This window comes from Pristimantibacillus sp. PTI5 (assembly GCF_048572955.1).
In the GTDB taxonomy this organism is placed as follows: domain Bacteria; phylum Bacillota; class Bacilli; order Paenibacillales; family Paenibacillaceae; genus Pristimantibacillus.
Genome location: NZ_CP183886.1, coordinates 4,903,653 through 4,920,823 on the forward strand (window position 1 = coordinate 4,903,653; position 17,171 = coordinate 4,920,823).

The following is a 17,171-nucleotide window of genomic DNA, read 5'->3' on the forward strand; positions in this document are numbered from 1 at the left end:
TATTTAATGAACCATTAGAGGAGAAGAGAAAATGGAAGAGCATTTGATTTGCCCATGGTGTTTAACGGAAATCGTATGGGATGAAGAGATCGGTCCGGAGACGCATTGCCCGCACTGCGATAATGAACTAAGTGCTTACCGGACGATTGAACTTGGCTATGATGAGGAAGAGGTAGAAGCCGACGAGCATGAAAGAGCGGTTCAGGCCTTGAAAATCAACGATGCCCATAGAGCCGCCAACGGCCCCGCATCCAAGCAGGATGAGTGGTCAGAGGATGATCTCGATGAAGAGACGGAGGAGGATTATTCCGATGATCCGAATCATAAGCGCTGGCTGGAGCAGGGCGATGGCTACCGCAGCGCGGATACCTCGCGCTTTGCTGTAGAAGAGACCGTGCAGCGCGTGCTTGATGATCAGGATGAAGTGCCGGAATGTCCGGTATGCCGCTCCTACATGGTTGAGGCAGGCGAACAGCGCTTTGACGAGCAGCAATTTGAGTCTAGAATTGCGCCCTCGCTTGGCGGACCGGTGTTAACGACTCCGTTTACTCTTCTCTTATATGTTTGTCCGGCTTGCTACCACACGTCCTCTTTGCTAAGCCAAAGCGACCGCGAGCAAATGCTCAAACGCTTAACGCCTAACGAGTAGACGGCACTGGATAAATTGGACGGGCATGGTGGGCTGTCAAAAGGGGAACCTTACAAAACGTAATTCCGAAATGAAAAGGGATAGACAGGCTTTGAAGCCTTGCTCTATCCTTCGGCAGGAGGAAGCGTTTTGGCAAAAACCTTGGATAGACAAGCAGTTTTATTGCTCATAGTTCAAGCTCTTTACGGCGTAGCTAACGCGCTGTCCGGGACATTCGTCCCGGTTTATTTATGGAAAGCAAGCCAGTCGTACACATTGATCGGATGGTATACGATGGGGCAGTATGTCATGAGCGGATTAACGTTCTACGTTGCCGGCAAATGGGTAAAAGAGCATAATAAAATGAACAGCCTGCGCGCAGGCATCATTTTATCGGGCGTTTTTTATTGCACCGTTCTGCTTTTAGGCCAGCAAGCAAAGGTGTATTATGTGCCGTTAGGCATTTTGAACGGCATGGCGCTGGGCTTTTTTTGGATTGCGTTCAATGTAGTCTATTTTGAAGTAACGGATCCGGATAACCGTGACCGCTATAACGGATGGGCAGGCTTGCTAGGTTCGGCAGCAGGGATTGTGGCGCCTTGGGTTTCTGGTTTGCTTATAACATCGATGCAGGGAGAACAAGGGTATCGGCTTATTTTTACGATATCGCTCGTTATCTTCTCGATCGGCGTTATTTTGAGTTTCTGGCTTAAGAAGCGGCATGTCGAGGGCGTATACAATTGGAAGCATGGCATCCAGCAGCTGATGCAAAAAGGTAACCCCTGGCGTCGTATATTTCCCGCGATTGCGGCGCAGGGCGTCCGCGAAGGGGTTTTTATGTTTCTGGTCGGTCTAACGGTTTACGTGGCCACGCAAAACGAAAGCAAGCTGGGAACCTTTTCGCTCATTACCTCGCTCGTTGCCCTATTCAGCTTCTGGGCCGTGGGCAAGATGCTCAAAAAAAACAATCGAAAGCTGGCGATGCTGATCGGTGTGATCATGATCGCCATCGTTATTTTACCGCTGTTTTGGAAGGTTACCTATGCGACGCTGTTGATGTTCGGCATCGGAACTTCCCTATTCATGCCGCTTTACATTATACCGATGACCTCCAGGGTATTTGATTTAATCGGGCAATCCGAAGAGAGCGCGCGGGAGCGGGAGGAGTTTATAGTTCTTCGCGAGGCAGGACTCGTGCTGGGAAGAGTCATTGGCTTGTCGTCCTATCTCATCGTACTGCCGCTGAATCATTCCACGGCCGCGATTACGTGGCTGCTGTTTTCGGTAGGCGTCGTTCCGATCGCAGGCTGGTGGCTCATCAGGCCATTTCTGGCGCAGCAGCAGCAAGCTTAACAAGTACGGAAAGGAGGACAAGTATGCCAAGAATCGTTACAGACATCACGCAGTTAATTGGAAATACCCCAGTCGTAAAGCTGAATCGGCTTCAGGAGGAAGGCAGTGCCGAGGTATGCGTCAAGCTGGAGCGCTTTAATCCGAGCGGAAGCGTAAAGGACCGAGCGGCTTTCTCTCTCATTAATGATGCAGAGAAGCGGGGGTTAATCAAACCTGGGGATACGATTATTGAGCCGACGAGCGGCAATACGGGAATCGGGCTGGCCATGAATGCGGCGGCCAGAGGCTACAAGATGATATTGGTTATGCCTGACAATATGACTGCAGAGCGAATTAAGCTGCTTCAGGCCTACGGGGCCGAGGTCGTATTAACGCCGGCTGCGGAGAGAATGCCAGGGGCCATTCGCAAGGCGGAGGAGCTTCGCGAGCGGCATCCAGGCAGCTTCATTCCCAATCAATTCGAAAATCAAGCAAACCCGCAAATTCATCGATTGACGACGGCGATCGAAATCATGGAGCAAGTAGACGGGAAGCTTGATGCTTTTGTCGCAACCGCGGGCACTGGCGGCACGATAACCGGTACAGGAGAAGCTCTTAAGGAAGCATTGCCGCATTTATATGTAGCTGTAGTGGAGCCTCAGGGATCGCCTGTATTATCGGGCGGCGCTCCGGGGCCGCATAAGCTGGTCGGTACAAGCCCAGGTTTTGTGCCTGCCATACTCAATACTTCCATCTATGACGAAATTATTCAAGTGTCCGATGAGGACGCGCTGACAACGATGCGCGCGCTTGCCACACGCGAAGGTTTGCTGCTCGGTCCGTCATCGGGCGCTTCCGTCTGGGCAGCAATGCAAATTGCAAAGCGGCTGGGCGAAGGAAAGCGCGTGCTTTGCATCGCTCCGGACTCGGGTGAGCGCTATATGAGCATGAATATATTTTGAACAGGCTGCGGAAGTGGGTTAAACCCATTTCCGCAGCGAGTTCTGCAATATTTCCCGCCTTTCTTCAATATAGGTGTGAATGAAGGAGGGCTCCGACAGAAAAGTATCATAGCTTGCCTTGCGGGTGTAATCGCCGCGAATGGCAGGTGACAGCCTTTCATGCATGCTGGAGATAACAGGCTCCAGCTTTTCCGCTGTAAAATCCGTTTGCAGCAGTCTTTTGATAATTGCCCTATACTTTCGGCGGCAGGCTGGAAAAGTAAAAAGCTTCTCGGTCAAGGTATTGTAGCCCTGCAGCCTAACGAGATCGCTTCCGCATGGCTTGCCGTAACAATTTCTCCCCCAGGTTCCTTCATAATCCCACGGAATAATGCGGTATTTTCCGCTTGCGCTGTGCTCGTATAGGGCATAGTTTTGATCAAACCCATCATAATTCCCCGTTAACACGGCACCGGCAAGCCATAATAAATATTGAGACACATCTAACCGCCTTACCGTGTGTATGCCCAGCTTCTTACCGGACATGCGATTCAAATTGCGCACGAACGATACAAGTCGGCCCTTTGTCCCCGTTTTCCCTTTCATCAGCTCATACCCATCAAATAGAGAAGGCTTTCTATCCTTGGAGACGGGGTCTATCAAGCTGAAATCGGCGCTGTCATTGACCGCGTAAAGAAGTGACCGGTAACCAATCCCTCTTTTCTTGAAAAAAAGACGATCGACCGCTTCAATTTCCAAATACACGCCCTGCGGAACGCCATTTATGATAAGCCAGAAGTGGTTCGTTAGAGGAGAAGGCACTCCTATTTTATTAAAGAAGTAAAAAGAAAGCGCGTTGCGCATCATGGACGGATCATCATATTCTGCATTCCAATGCAGCGTTTTGCCGCCTTCAAGGCGAACTTCGTAAGATTTTTTGGAGTAGTTGCGCGTATGGCCACCCCGTAAACCAAATTCCGCTTTATAGGTTTCATTATCCATCTCGAGCGCAGCCGGCTTGAAGGATCGTCCCCAGGCGTTGCCCTTAATTTCTTGAAGATCCGAATCATTTATGCGAATCGTACGCACAGGCAGGGTTTTAGCAGCCATCTAACCATCTCCCGAGGCAAAAGATAAAGCCTACCGTTAGACGATAGGCTTTTGTTCTTATACCGTATTCGGCTTATGCCCAGATGGTCACAGCAAATTAGGGCAGCTTGATTTCCCATATAAAGCTGGGCTGCATATCGGAGGATTCAAGCAGCAAGGGCGGCGAATTATAAAAAGGAATGCCACCTTCCGATAAGCTGCCGTTCGTTCGATGGCCGCTTGAAGGGCTTCCGCCAGTGCGATTGCCAGCTGTAATATTGCCACTAGTAAGATTACCAACCAATTGATTGCCTCTAGTAAGATTGCCGCTTGTAAGATTCCCGTCTGAAAGGCTGCCAGCCGATAGACTCCCGCCAGAAACATTCCCTTGCGTGCGATTTCCGTGTGAACCCGCGCCTATCGAACGATTGCCGCCCATAAGCTGCTCAACCTTGTTGCTAGCTGCTTTTGCGTATTTCTTTTGCTTGCGTTTTTTATTTTGAGCCAATTCATTTTGCCTCCTATTATGTGGATACTTTTGAAGCTACTATAACCTATGTCCAGACCCTACTTCTCGTAACGGGTAGTTGCTCATTCTTTAAGAAATAGATACTAATCTAGTACCACTGCTATAGGGGATACATATAATTATATTACATAACGCTCCTCATGATAGATGCAGTGAATTAAGTATTGGAGGGATGCAGAGCAAAGAATAAAAGATGCTGGTGACACTGTCAACACGTCGGTTATATGGAAGGCTTCAAAACTACTAATAAAATTATCGGAGGGATTTTTTTATGAATTACTGCTGTAACCATCATTATTATGTTGCTGGTCAATCTGATTTTAACAATAACAACCACAAGAGCCACAGAAGCAACGGTGAAAATGACGATTTTCTTCATAGTTTAGTAGGCAAAAACGTTAAAATCAACCGGGGCGGCCCAAGTTCTATTCAAGGCAAGCTTCTTGCCGTAAAAAGTGATTACCTTGTAGTAAAAACAAGAGAAGGTGTCGTTTATGTCGCAACCAGCCATGTGAAGAGCATTACGGAAGTCGGCGGCGGCAAAAGCGGCGGCAACAAAAGCGGAAACAAAAGCGGAAACAAAAGCGGAAACAAAAGCGGAAACAAAAGCGGCCATAAAAGCAGACGCCGTGACACCGATTTCGTAAATGCGAGAAACTTCGATGGTGTCATTCGTTCGTTTAACGAAAAATTCGTACAAATTAACTCGGGCGGCCCGGAGAAAGTTGAAGGCTTTATTGCGAAAGTAGGAGACGATTTTGTCCTTCTGGTAGCTGGAAAAGAAGCCATACAAATCCAGAAAGATCATATCAAAACGATTCAAGCAGCTGGCGGTAACCGCTCTGGCGGCAACAAAAACGACAACAAAAACGATAACAAAAATGACAACAAAAATGACAACAAAAACGATAACAAAAACAACAATAGAAGTGGAAATAGAACACAAGGCAACCGCAGCGGCGGCAAAAGCCGTGCAAATGCAGCATCCGTCAAAGCTACCAATCTGACACGTCGTTCGGTTAAAAAAGGTTAATAGCTTGAGCCAGGCAAGGGCTAGACCCTTGCCTGGCTCAACAACCTAATCGGATGAAAGGAGGTTGATCGCATGAAAAACCGTCATCCGCTGCTGGACCATCAGGTCGAATTGGAGATTTCAGGTAAAGTAGCGCCAATACGTGGTAAACTAATCGAGTTTGGTCAAGATATATTAGTTCTCCATAACGGGACTCGATTTCTATATATACCGCTCATTCATTTACAGCAGCTTCGCGTATCCACGCAAGAAGAAGAAAAGTACGATGCTCCGGAGATGCCTTTTGAACCCTATAACGATCCAGTCTCTTACCGCAAAATATTAATGAATGCCAAAGGCATGTTCTCTGAAATTTATATCACCGGCAATCAATCGATCCATGGCTATCTGACTACGGTAATGAATGATTTTTTTGTTTTCTACTCCCCCGTCTACCATACGGTTATCGTTTCGCTGCAGCATATGAAATATTTGATTCCTTATCATCCGAACCTAACGCCGTATACGTTGACACCAGAGCAATTCCCCTTAAGACCCTCCCCGCTTACACTGGCTAGAACGTTCGATCAACAGCTGCGCAAACTAATCGGTGAATTTGTCGTGCTCGATTTAGGCGAAAATTCAAATAAAATCGGTGTCTTGAAAAGCGTAGACCAAAATATGATCGAACTTGCAAACGCCAGCGGGAATGCCGTTTTCTTGCATTTTGACCACGTGAAGACGGTTCATATCCCTTAATGAGAGAAAAATATGCTCATCGCCATTTACCGGCGGGGGCATATTTTTTTGTTTGCAAAAACGATTTTAAGATGCATTGCGGTGCGCATAACGGGAAACATTATTTTGTAAGGAAGTGATTGGTAAATGAAAATCAAGCCATTCGGTATTTTACCTACAATGTTAATGATGATTTTGTCCGTGGGTCTCGTAAACCATGTTCTGGTTGTACCTTTGCTGCTGGATGCCGCAAAAAGAGACGCATGGATATCCGTGTTCGGAGAGCTTGTCATTGTACTGCCATGGGCGGTGTTCCCGGTATACGGGATTTTGAAGCGAATGAACGGAATGCCCGTCGACAAATGGCTAAGCGGCTTCTTTCCCCGCTGGATTGCGATGCTGCTGCTGGCCGTATTTTTGCTTGCTCAATTATGTATGGCGCTCGAGACGCTTATTACGACAGCATCCTGGACGGCGACTACCTATTTGCCCCATACGCCTTCTGTTGTCGTCTGCGCGGTATTTCTTGGATTATGTTTGTTCGCATCCGTTTCAGGACTTCGGACGATTGCATATGCGAGTTGTATTTTATTGCCGATTGTGGTGCTGCTGGGTGACTTCGTCATGTCCGCGAACATGCCTCATAAGGATTACCATTTTTTATTGCCAATGCTTGAGAATGGCATAAACCCCGTCCTTTACGGTATTTTGTTTACGCTAACCTCCTCTTGCGAGCTGTTTGGAATCCTACTCATTCAACATCATTTAAAAGGAAGGTTCAAACGGTGGCATTTCATTTTTCTCGTCTTGTTTTTGGCCATGCTCACACTCGGTCCGGTAATGGGGGCCATAGCCGAATTTGGTCCTGCGGAAGCGGAGAAAATGCGTTATCCGGCATTTTCGCAATGGAGGCTGGTCTCGATTGGCAAATATTTCGAGCATGTTGATTTTTTTGCGATTTTTCAGTGGATGTCCGGTGCGCTTGTCCGATTGGCCATCTCGATACATATCCTGTCTGAGTTCGGGCCTATGCGCCGTCTGCAAAGAAAGTGGATTTCACCGTCAGTCTTAGGTTTGTTCATATTGATTGTCTCTGGCTTCGGCATTAACCATATGCTTCAATTCAAAAAACTTTTGGCCATGTATTTTCAATATGTCGGTATTTTCATCGTTACGGTAATCAGTATCTTATGGCTTATATCCCTCTTGAAGAGGGAGAAAGATAATAAAAAGCATAAGCGTATGGTCATAAGCGGCTCCGAGGAGGCAGAGCAATCATGAATAACGAAGACCGGTATGAAAACCATGAACAACAAATCAGCGGCGGCATGACAATAGACCAACTCAGATCCAATCTGGAGGGCTGCCATGACGTGATTGAATATGAGCTCACCTTAGACGTACACGGGCCTCTACATGTCATCTTGTTTTATTGCGAAGGATTAATCGATAATCAACAAATGCAATTAGGCCTGCTTCCGCAGCTGGAAAAATGGGCAGAGCAGCTCAGATCGTTTTCAAAAGTGGACGAGGCCGATACCCATAGGCCCAGCATGTTGTTCAGCAGAATAAAACCCGGCCCGAACGGAAGCAATTTGTACGCGCGGCTTTTTGCAGGCAGCGTTATATTGTCGTTTGAAAATCTGGAAGGACTATTTGAGTTCGATATCGCGGATCAACCGGGCAGAAGCCCGGAGGAATCAACGATGGAGGTATCCGTTAGAGGGCCTCGCGACGGCTTTGTCGAGCAGTTGGCTACGAACGTCGCCTTAGTTCGCAAGCGGCTCCGAACGCCGGATATGCATGTGGAATATAATCGTATCGGCAGCGAGTCTTTAACGGAAATCGCATTGATCTATATGGAGGGCATTGCTGAAGTTGAGCTTGTTAAGGAAGCAAGAAGAAGGCTGAGCCGTATCGAGATCCCATCATTAAGCGGGGGAAGCCAGCTGGAGGAGCTGTTGTCGGACCATCGTCTTTCCTTGTTTCCGCTTATCGAATATGTAGGACGTCCCGACTATGTCGTTCAGTCCCTGATGCAAGGTAAGGTAGCCATCTTAGTGGACGGCTCGCCGTCGGCCCTTATTGCGCCAGGAACTTTATTGCTGCTCATTAAATCGCCGGAGGATGCGCATTTACCGTATTACTACGTGTCGCTGGAGAGGCTCTTAAGAGTTGTCGGCCTCGTGTTGGCTATGTGCCTGCCAGGCTTTTGGATTTCGCTGTCGGCATTCAATACGGATCAAATTCCGTTTACGCTGCTCGCGACGATAACCATTTCTAGAATCGGCTTACCGCTGTCCTCAACGATGGAAATGTTCATGATGCTCACCATGTTTGAGCTTTTCCGCGAGGCGGGAGTCAGGCTGCCGAGAGCGGTTGGACAAACGGTTTCGGTCGTTGGCGGATTAATCGTCGGGGATGCGGCGATTCGCGCGGGAATGACTTCCCCGACCATGCTTGTCATGGCCGCGGTTACCGCAGTGTCAACGTTTACGCTCGTCAATCAGTCTTTAAGCGGATCGGTGAGCATTATTCGTTACCTGATTCTTATTTGTTCATCGGTGCTTGGGATTTTTGGTTTTTTTGTGGGAACCTTCGCGGTCCTTATTTACTTATGCACGCTGGAATCTTTTGGACGTTCCTATTTAGAGCCGCTTGCGCCGCTTCGCTTCAAGCAATTGGTTCCTGCGCTGATGCAATTGCCCTGGAAGCTTCGAAGCGGAAGGAGGGATAAGTAATGGATACTGCATGGCTGGCTAAGAGGCGCCGTTTTGTTTGGAAAAGGGCGGCGTTAATCGGGCTGATGTTCAGCTCTTTGCTGCTTGAGGGCTGCTGGGATGAAATCAATTTAGAGGATGTGAGCTATATTTCATCCCTGGGCATTGATTACTCGGAAGGCCATTACGTCGTTTATGCCCAAATGATCAAATTCGGACTGATCGCGAAAACGGAAACTGTCCAGCCTGACCCTAACCCGGTGTGGATCGGTAAAGGCGAAGGCGATACCATTCTGCTTGCGCTGAATGATTTGACCCAGGCAGGACAAGCCATACTTAGTCTGGAGCATTTGAAGACCGTTGTCGTGCAGGAGAGAGCCATGTTTAAAATGCGAGACATTTTGGACGGGCTTAACCGTCAGCGGGCGTCACGGTATACTTCATTGATGTTCGGAACAAGAGGAACGATCGAAAATATTTTTACAACCGATACTTTTTTTGATCAATCGCCCCTAAACAGCATAATGTATTCGCCCAACCCGCTTAACAGCCAAAGAAGTTTTATTCGTCCCTACGCGATGCAGCTCGCCGTGCAGACCTTGAAGGAGCCGGCCATGACGACGACATTACCCGCGCTGACTGCAAACAAGGATTTTTGGAAAAGAAAGAAACAGCCGCTCAAGATTCAATTATTTGATGGCATTTTTGTATATAGAGAGCTTAATTATCTCGGTTTTATGACGGAATCAGATGCTAGGGGCTTGCGATGGGTCAATCCCGAGTTCCAGAATTACTTATTTGACGCGATCGGCAACGAAGGCAGGGCGACCGTGGCGGTCGTTTCATCCAATAGCCATTTGAAGGCAAGCATAAATGACGGAGAGGCCGATTTTTCGCTGCAGGTCAGTATGAAAGGCCAGATTGATGAATTGTACGGAACTTTGAGTGAAGCTGAGCTGGTCGCATCGATCGAAGACCGGGTTGAGCAGCAGATCGGGGAAACCTATCGCAAAGGCCAATCCAATGGCATGGATTTATTCCAGCTGGAGCATCATCTCTACCGTTACCATACAGCCTATTGGAAACAAAACTGCAAGGGAGGGAAATGGAAACCAAAGCCAAACCAGATGAAGATCGAGGTGAAATTCAATTTGATCCATTCGGGCAATTTTGACCTCAATGAGAGTACATAAATAAAGGAAATATTGCTCATAATACGTTTGGCACGAAAAAAATGGATTAGCATCGCATAGCAAGCCAGTACCGAAATAAGGAGGATGATTTATGATTCAGCCAATGACAGGGAAAGAGCTGGAGTACATTGCAGACTCTATGTCCAACGAGGATTTGTTAATGAAGCAATGTGCGGCATTAGTAGCAACAGGCACGACGCCTGCTTTGAAAAATTTAGGCTTGCAAATGATACAAACGCATCAACAGCATTATGACTCGCTGCTGCATGCGATCTCGCATCACCAGCAAATGGCTCCAACCCAACCGCAGCAATAAGGCTATCCAACTAACGCTTAGGAGGTAAGACGCTATGTATCAGCAGCAACAAAAGCAATCGATTTTGACGGAAGAGGATTTGGCGAGCTCGATCCTCTCAGATTTAAAAAGAGTTGTCCGTGAATACGCGACTGCCGCAACGGAATCAACCTGCCCGGATATTCGCCAGCTGTTCACGAAATTGACGGACAGCACTTTATCCCTTCAGGGGCAGCTGTTCCAAGCGATGCAGCAGGCGAACATGTACAATACCTCCTCGCCGGTGCTTCGTCAGGAGCTGGATAAGCAAGCCAAGCAATATCAGCAAACAAAGCAAAAAACGAATCAGTTTTTGCAGCAAACGCTCGGCGGGCAGCAGCAAAGCCAAACGCTCTATACGCCAAATATGCAGCAGCAGTCCGGCCAGCAGCAAAACGGGCAGCCGTATTACATGTAAAGACCCCGCCGGGGTCTTTTTTTATTTTTGCAAGACATCGGGAGAAAGGCGGGGTTACGTTCATTTAGGCAGGCACTAGTCCCTTTGCAAGGGGGCGGAAGCGGCATTAAAACAGGCATCAGCCTTAGGCATTGATTGCACGGGATTCAAAAACGTTGTAAAATATTCTTTATAATCGCAGTCGTACTGGAAGGAGTTATACAATGACCGAATTACAGTTGAAAGTGCTTGAACTGCTGAAGGAAGACGCGCGAAGGGATGCAGAGTTGATCGCAACCATGCTTGCCGTTCCGACCGAGGAAGTAAAGCAAGCGATCGCCGAGCTCGAGAACGACCATATCATCGTGAAATACGCAACAGTCGTGAACTGGAGCAAGATCGATGACCAAAAGGTAACAGCGCTAATCGAGGTCCAAATTACACCAGAACGCGGTCGCGGATTCGAAGGAATCGCCGAGCGCATTTATTTATATCCGGAGGTAAAATCGGTTTACTTGATGTCCGGTGCCTACGATTTGCTAGTTGAGGTTGAAGGGAAAAACTTAAAAGAGGTCGCCTCTTTTGTATCGAATAAATTATCGCCGATCGATGCGGTATTATCGACCAAAACATTTTTCATATTGAAAAAATACAAACAAGACGGCATTATCTTCGAGGAGCATGAAGGAGATCATCGGTTGATGGTTTCGCCGTAAAAAAGGGTGATGGCAATGATTAAAGACGAAGAAAAACATCCCTCCACACCTGTGCGGCGTCAATCGATGGCCGAGTATTTGTCCCCGCTCGTCCGGGACATTAAACCGTCGGGTATCCGTCGGTTTTTTGATTTGGTCAGCACGCGCAAGGATGTGATCACGCTGGGAGTCGGCGAGCCCGATTTTGTGACGCCTTGGCATGTAAGGGAAGCTGCTGTATACGCGCTGGAAACAGGCAAAACCCAATACACTTCGAATGCAGGCATGCCTGAGCTGCGCGAAGCGATTGGCCAGTATTTAAACGATCAATTTTCAGTCGGGTATGACCCTGCAAACGAAATTTTGGTGACGGTTGGCGGCTCTGAAGCAATCGATCTCGCGCTGCGTGCTTTCATTGCGCCCGGCGATGAAATCTTGATTCCGGAGCCTTGTTATATTTCGTATTCGCCGATTACGGCGCTCACTGGCGGCAAGCCCGTTGGCATCGAAACCTTTGCGAAGGATGAGTTTAAGCTCAAAGCCGAATCGCTGCAAGCGGTGATTACGCCGAAATCGAAAGTACTTATATTATGTTATCCAAGCAATCCAACGGGCGGAACCATGACGTATGAGGATTGGCTGCCTATCGCGAAGCTTGTGGAAGAAAACGATCTTATTGTTATCTCGGATGAGATTTACGCAGAGCTCACTTACGGATCGAAGCATGTCAGCTTTGCCGCTATGCCCGGCATGAAGGACCGCACGGTCCTCGTCAGCGGTTTCTCCAAAGCCTTTGCCATGACAGGCTGGCGGATGGGCTATGCCTGCGGCCATCCCGATCTTATTGCAGCTATGCTCAAAATTCACCAATATACGGTTATGTGTGCGCCAATCATGGCACAGTATGCAGCGCTTGAAGCGCTTCAGCACGGCTTGGAGGAGAAAGACCGCATGATCGAGGCTTACAATCAGCGCCGCCGCCTCGTCGTGAAGGGCTTTCGCGAAATCGGGCTTGATTGCCATGAGCCGCAAGGGGCGTTTTATGCCTTCCCTTCGATCGTATCAACGGGTTTGACGAGCGAACAATTCGCGCAGCGTCTGCTGGATGAAGCGAATGTCGCGGCCGTTCCGGGCGATGTATTCGGTCTCGGAGGCGAAGGCCATCTTCGATGCTCTTATGCCACCTCGGTTACCAACCTAACCGAAGCTTTAGATCGCATAGGCGGATTTGTCCATCGCTTAAAGCAGCAAGGGTAACGGGAGGATTACGTTACTTTATTTCCACGAGCAGCAGGTCAGGAGCATATCCGGCCTGCTGTTTGCATGATTATACGGCATTAGATGCAAGAGGAGGCTGAGAAGGTTGAAATTATATACAAAAACGGGAGACAGCGGCCAGACATCCTTGATTGGCGGGCGGGTGCGGAAGGACGACGCTCGTGTCGAGGCCTACGGCACGATTGACGAGCTCAATTGCTTCGTCAGCCTGGCAGCTGCAGAAGCGGCAAAGCACGGAGAGCTTGCAGAAATGGCGGCTTTGCTTATCGAAATCGGGCAGGAGCTGTTCGACTGCGGTTCGGATCTTGCTTATGCCGTAGAGGGCGCGCCTTTAAAAATTTCCGGGGAGCCGGCTGTAAGGCTGGAGAATTGGATTGATAAATATAGCGCGGAAGCGCCGGAAATCACGAAATTTATATTGCCGGGAGGCAGCTCGGTTTCCGCGCAGCTGCATGTGTGCAGAACCGTATGCCGCAGGGCTGAGCGGCGCGTTGTCACGCTTGCAGCCGAGCATCCCATTAACCAAGAGGTGCTGAAGTATTTAAATCGCCTTTCCGATTTCTTCTTTGCAGCGGCTAGGGCAGCCAATGCGAAGCTCGGCGTACCGGATATTGAATATGTGCGAAGCGCGGAAGTGTTTCGGAAAGCCAAGAAATGACGGACGGATTAGAGCAATTATATTATCGGGCGTTAGTTGCCGTTGTTCGCGATACGGAGCATGGAAAAACGGTGAGAACCGTTCTGGAGAGGCAGCTTGGCGTGTCGCGTAAGCTGCTATCGCAGGTGAAGCTCACGGAGCATGGGCTGACGGTGAACGAAGTCCGAGCTTATACGACCGCTCCCGTTGCCGCCGGCGATATCATACGCGTTCGTATGGAGCGGGAGGTCTCCGAGGATATTTTGCCTCAGCCTATCCCTATACAAATCGTTTTCGAAGACGAGGATCTTCTCATTATCAATAAGCCTGCAGGCATGATCGTCCATCCTACTCACGGGCACTATACGGGCACGCTTGCAAATGGGGTCGTGCATCATTGGCAGGAAAAGGGGGAGCGGGTGCGCTTTAGGCCCGTTCACCGCCTTGATGAAGAAACATCGGGCCTGGTTGCGATTGCAAAAACTTCTTATGTCCATCAGCAGCTGTCTGAGCAGATGCAGGCAAACGGTTTTTTGAAGCTCTACCGCGCGTATGTATACGGCAGCCCCGTGCCTGATAAGGGCACTGTCGATGCGCCGATTGACCGAAATCCAGATCAGCCCCATATTCGGATCGTTACGCCTGAGGGGTATCCGTCCATTACCCATTATGAGACATTGTCAAGCTTTGGTTCTTCCTATGGCAAGCCGGCCGCAGCAGCCGTGCGCTTAAAGCTGGAAACGGGCAGGACGCATCAAATCCGCGTGCATATGAAGCATATCGGCTGTCCGCTTATCGGAGATAAGATGTATGGTCCTGAGGAAGGATCGGACGAGGATTGGGAAAATACGGCCGGACGGCAAGCGCTGCATGCAGAGATTCTTGGCTTCACCCATCCGCTTACGAAACAATGGATGGAATGGCAGGCATCGCTGCCGCCTGAGCTTGAATTATTAGAGCAGAAGCTGTCGGAACGGTAGCGAATTGTTCACATACCTATTGGAGGATTCATCAAGATGACGAAACAAAAGCAATTAACCATTATTCAATATCCGAAATGCAGTACTTGCAAAGCGGCGCTTAAATCGCTGAAAAACAAGGGGAATGACGTCATTTCCCGCGATATCGTTGAGCAGACACCCACAGCTAGGGAGCTGAAGGCGATTGTTGCGAACAGCGGGTTGGAGCTGAAGAAATTTTTTAATACATCCGGCGATGTTTACAGGGAGCTTGGCCTGAAGGACAAGCTGGCCGCTATGTCGGAGGATGAGAAATACGAGCTGCTTGCTTCGAACGGGATGCTGATTAAACGTCCAATCGTGACAGACGGGCAGACCGTTACGGTAGGCTTTAAGGAAGAGCAATACGAACAAGTTTGGAACAACGGAAAAGGGTGAATAAACGAATGTCGCAAACCAAATGGCGATCGAACAGACTGTCGCAGTTAGGGTCATCGATTTTTGCGGAAGTCGCGGCATGGAAGCGGTCAGCCGCGGAAAGCGGTCTTGATATAATCGACCTTGGCATCGGAAGCCCGGATCAGCCGCCTTCGCCTGCCGTCAGGCAAGCGCTCAGCGAAGCGGCTTTGCGCACGGATATGTATGCATATCCGGCTGTCAAAAGCGGGCTGCCCTTTCGCGAGCATGCGGCGAAGTGGATGAAGCATCGTTTTAACGTGGAGCTCGATGCCGCTAGCGAGATCGTTACCCTGCTAGGCTCGCAGGATGGACTAGCGCATCTGGCCATGGCGCTTTGCGACCCCGGGGATATGGCGCTGCTGCCTAATCCGGGTTATCCCATTTACGCAGGTTCCTTAGCGCTAGCCGGGGTGGAAGCGATGCTAATGCCGCTAAAGGAAGAAAACGGCTATATGCCTGACTTGGATGCGATTTCCGACGCCGATTGGGACAGAGCTGTTTTCATATTGGTCAATTATCCAAATAATCCAGTCTCTGCGGTAGCGGATATTGCATTTTTCAAAAAGCTCATCGATAAGGCTCGCCGTCACGGCGTATTAGTCGTTCATGATCTCGCCTACTCGGAAATGGGCTTTGACGGCTGCGAGCCGCCTAGCATTTTGGAGGTTCCGGGTGCGCTTGACCAAGCCGTTGAATTTCATTCCTTATCGAAGAGCTTTAATATGGCTGGCTGCAGAATTGGTTTTTTGGCTGGAAACAAGGCCGCGGTCGGCGCGCTGCGTGAGCTAAAAGCCAATATCGATTACGGCGTATTCGATCCCGTTCAAGAAGCGGGCATCATGGCTTTGAAGGAAGCGATGGCCGGCGGGGAGCAGCCAAAGGCCGGAAAGCTTTATGAACAGCGGCGCAACACCTTTCTTGAGGCGCTTCGGGCAGAAGGCTGGCAGGTTGCCGCTCCAAAAGCAACGATGTTTGTATGGGCGACGCTGCCCCCGATGCAATGGTTGCAGGAAGAGCCATGGACCTCAAGACGGATTTCCCAGGAAATGCTGCGGCAAACCGGAGTCGTTGTCGTTCCAGGGGAAGCCTTCGGCTCCGAAGGCGAAGGTTACGTACGGATCGCGCTTGTGGAGAGCGAAGAACGATTGATCGAAGCGGCGAAACGGATTGGAAGCTTTATCCGCGGGCAATAAATAAGAATGACAGCTTAAAAGGAAGAGCAAGAGAGGGGTTTTCTATTTTATGAATGAGCAGCGTTTGCTATTGGTTGACGGTATGGCGATTTTATTTCGGGCTTATTTTGCTACTTCATTTGGAGGAAGCGTTCGTAAAACGAGCGCAGGCGTACCGGTAAATGCCGTGCACGGATTTGTTCGTTATTTCATGGACGCGGTCAACACCTTTAATCCAACGCATGTGGCTTGCTGCTGGGACATGGGCAGCACAACCTTCCGGACGGAACAATATGACGGCTACAAATCGAACCGTCCTGCAGCGCCTGAGGATTTGGTGCCGCAGTTTGATCTTGTAAAAGATGTTGTCGCGAGTTTCAATGTGCCGAACATCGGTATTGCAGGTTATGAAGCGGATGACTGTATCGGGACACTGGCTGCAGCGCTGAAGGATCAAGCGCAGATTTTTGTCGTGACTGGCGATCATGATATGCTTCAGCTGGTGGATGACCGTGTGTCGGTTGCGATCATGAAGAAGGGAATCGGGAACTATATGGTGTACACGCCGGAGACTTTAATGGAAGAACGCCAGCTTACTCCGATTCAAATTATCGATATCAAAGGTCTCATGGGTGATACGTCCGATAACTATCCCGGCGTAAAAGGGATCGGCGAGAAGACGGCGCATAAGCTTATTCAGGAGCATGGCTCTATCGAGGGCCTGCTGGCCAATTTAGAGGCGGTGTCCAAAACGATTCGGGCTAAAATCGAAGCGGATCTGGCAATGCTCCACTTGTCCCGGGACCTGGCAACGATTCGCTGCGATGTGCCGGTATCGGCAGCGCTTGAGGGCTGCTGCTGGGCATACGACCGCGACAGCGTCCTGCGCAAGTTCGAGGAGCTGGAGTTTAAGAGCTTGATTTCCCTTATCGGATAAACAATGGCGATCTTCTTACGCGTGCATCAATCGTTGTAAGGAGATTTTTTGTCAAGTATGCTGCGGTGTACATGTAAGGCAGAAGTCATGGTCCGCATCGTAAGGAAACCAAAGGTTTTAA

General features: G+C 49.2%; 19 protein-coding genes. 17 read left to right on the top strand and 2 right to left on the bottom strand.

Features of this window, described 5'->3' with window-relative positions:
* The first annotated feature begins 31 nt into the window (after window positions 1-31).
* From ACN6MW_RS21885 to cysK, 3 genes are all read left to right on the top strand, one after another.
* The gene (locus ACN6MW_RS21885) at window positions 32-649 is read left to right on the top strand and encodes a hypothetical protein (RefSeq protein WP_419872050.1); all 618 of its coding nucleotides are present in this window, start codon (window positions 32-34) and stop codon (window positions 647-649) included.
* A gap of 129 nt (window positions 650-778) precedes the next feature.
* A complete protein-coding gene (locus tag ACN6MW_RS21890) occupies window positions 779-1,981 on the top strand; it encodes an MFS transporter (RefSeq protein ID WP_419872051.1) in 1,203 nt (400 codons plus the stop codon).
* A 23-nt stretch (window positions 1,982-2,004) separates the two neighbouring features.
* Window positions 2,005-2,922, top strand: coding sequence for a cysteine synthase A (cysK, locus tag ACN6MW_RS21895; protein ID WP_419872052.1), 918 nt, complete (start codon window positions 2,005-2,007; stop codon window positions 2,920-2,922).
* Between the two features lie 18 nt (window positions 2,923-2,940).
* On the opposite strand, the gene ACN6MW_RS21900 is transcribed toward cysK, so the two are convergent.
* Together ACN6MW_RS21900 and ACN6MW_RS21905 are read right to left on the bottom strand one after the other, a co-directional pair.
* Entirely contained in the window at window positions 2,941-4,011 is a 1,071-nt protein-coding gene (locus tag ACN6MW_RS21900; protein WP_419872053.1) for a CotH kinase family protein, read from the bottom strand.
* A gap of 97 nt (window positions 4,012-4,108) precedes the next feature.
* Window positions 4,109-4,498, bottom strand: a complete 390-nt coding sequence (locus ACN6MW_RS21905) for a hypothetical protein (RefSeq protein ID WP_419872054.1) — start codon at window positions 4,496-4,498, stop codon at window positions 4,109-4,111.
* Window positions 4,499-4,790: 292 nt separating this feature from the next.
* Between ACN6MW_RS21905 and ACN6MW_RS21910 the strand changes: the two genes are divergently transcribed.
* From ACN6MW_RS21910 to ACN6MW_RS21975, 14 genes are all read left to right on the top strand, one after another.
* Window positions 4,791-5,552 (top strand): DUF2642 domain-containing protein, encoded by a 762-nt coding sequence (locus tag ACN6MW_RS21910; protein ID WP_419872055.1) that lies wholly within the window; start codon window positions 4,791-4,793, stop codon window positions 5,550-5,552.
* A 72-nt stretch (window positions 5,553-5,624) separates the two neighbouring features.
* On the top strand, window positions 5,625-6,290 hold the full coding sequence (locus ACN6MW_RS21915) for a DUF2642 domain-containing protein (protein ID WP_419872056.1): 666 nt from the start codon (window positions 5,625-5,627) through the stop codon (window positions 6,288-6,290).
* Window positions 6,291-6,416: 126 nt separating this feature from the next.
* Window positions 6,417-7,550 carry a GerAB/ArcD/ProY family transporter gene (locus ACN6MW_RS21920; RefSeq protein WP_419872057.1) on the top strand — a complete coding sequence of 378 codons (1,134 nt, stop codon included), beginning with the start codon at window positions 6,417-6,419 and terminating at the stop codon, window positions 7,548-7,550.
* Window positions 7,547-9,010 (top strand): spore germination protein, encoded by a 1,464-nt coding sequence (locus ACN6MW_RS21925; RefSeq protein WP_419872058.1) that lies wholly within the window; start codon window positions 7,547-7,549, stop codon window positions 9,008-9,010. The genes ACN6MW_RS21920 and ACN6MW_RS21925 overlap by 4 nt, the downstream gene beginning before the upstream one ends.
* Entirely contained in the window at window positions 9,010-10,182 is a 1,173-nt protein-coding gene (locus ACN6MW_RS21930; protein ID WP_419872059.1) for a Ger(x)C family spore germination protein, read from the top strand. The genes ACN6MW_RS21925 and ACN6MW_RS21930 overlap by 1 nt, the downstream gene beginning before the upstream one ends.
* Window positions 10,183-10,273: 91 nt before the next feature.
* Window positions 10,274-10,498 carry a hypothetical protein gene (locus tag ACN6MW_RS21935; protein ID WP_419872060.1) on the top strand — a complete coding sequence of 75 codons (225 nt, stop codon included), beginning with the start codon at window positions 10,274-10,276 and terminating at the stop codon, window positions 10,496-10,498.
* Window positions 10,499-10,532: 34 nt separating this feature from the next.
* Window positions 10,533-10,934, top strand: coding sequence for a spore coat protein (locus ACN6MW_RS21940; protein ID WP_419872061.1), 402 nt, complete (start codon window positions 10,533-10,535; stop codon window positions 10,932-10,934).
* 203 nt (window positions 10,935-11,137) lie between these two features.
* The gene (locus ACN6MW_RS21945) at window positions 11,138-11,629 is read left to right on the top strand and encodes an Lrp/AsnC family transcriptional regulator (RefSeq protein ID WP_056640011.1); all 492 of its coding nucleotides are present in this window, start codon (window positions 11,138-11,140) and stop codon (window positions 11,627-11,629) included.
* Between the two features lie 15 nt (window positions 11,630-11,644).
* Window positions 11,645-12,865 carry an aminotransferase class I/II-fold pyridoxal phosphate-dependent enzyme gene (locus ACN6MW_RS21950; RefSeq protein WP_419872062.1) on the top strand — a complete coding sequence of 407 codons (1,221 nt, stop codon included), beginning with the start codon at window positions 11,645-11,647 and terminating at the stop codon, window positions 12,863-12,865.
* A gap of 106 nt (window positions 12,866-12,971) precedes the next feature.
* Entirely contained in the window at window positions 12,972-13,544 is a 573-nt protein-coding gene (locus tag ACN6MW_RS21955) for a cob(I)yrinic acid a,c-diamide adenosyltransferase (RefSeq protein WP_419872063.1), read from the top strand.
* The gene (locus ACN6MW_RS21960) at window positions 13,541-14,503 is read left to right on the top strand and encodes an RluA family pseudouridine synthase (RefSeq protein WP_419872064.1); all 963 of its coding nucleotides are present in this window, start codon (window positions 13,541-13,543) and stop codon (window positions 14,501-14,503) included. The genes ACN6MW_RS21955 and ACN6MW_RS21960 overlap by 4 nt, the downstream gene beginning before the upstream one ends.
* 36 nt (window positions 14,504-14,539) lie before the next feature.
* A complete protein-coding gene (locus ACN6MW_RS21965) occupies window positions 14,540-14,920 on the top strand; it encodes an arsenate reductase family protein (protein ID WP_419872065.1) in 381 nt (126 codons plus the stop codon).
* A gap of 8 nt (window positions 14,921-14,928) precedes the next feature.
* On the top strand, window positions 14,929-16,134 hold the full coding sequence (locus ACN6MW_RS21970; RefSeq protein WP_419872066.1) for an aminotransferase class I/II-fold pyridoxal phosphate-dependent enzyme: 1,206 nt from the start codon (window positions 14,929-14,931) through the stop codon (window positions 16,132-16,134).
* Window positions 16,135-16,183: 49 nt separating this feature from the next.
* The gene (locus ACN6MW_RS21975) at window positions 16,184-17,050 is read left to right on the top strand and encodes a 5'-3' exonuclease (RefSeq protein WP_419872067.1); all 867 of its coding nucleotides are present in this window, start codon (window positions 16,184-16,186) and stop codon (window positions 17,048-17,050) included.
* Window positions 17,051-17,171: the final 121 nt, after the last annotated feature.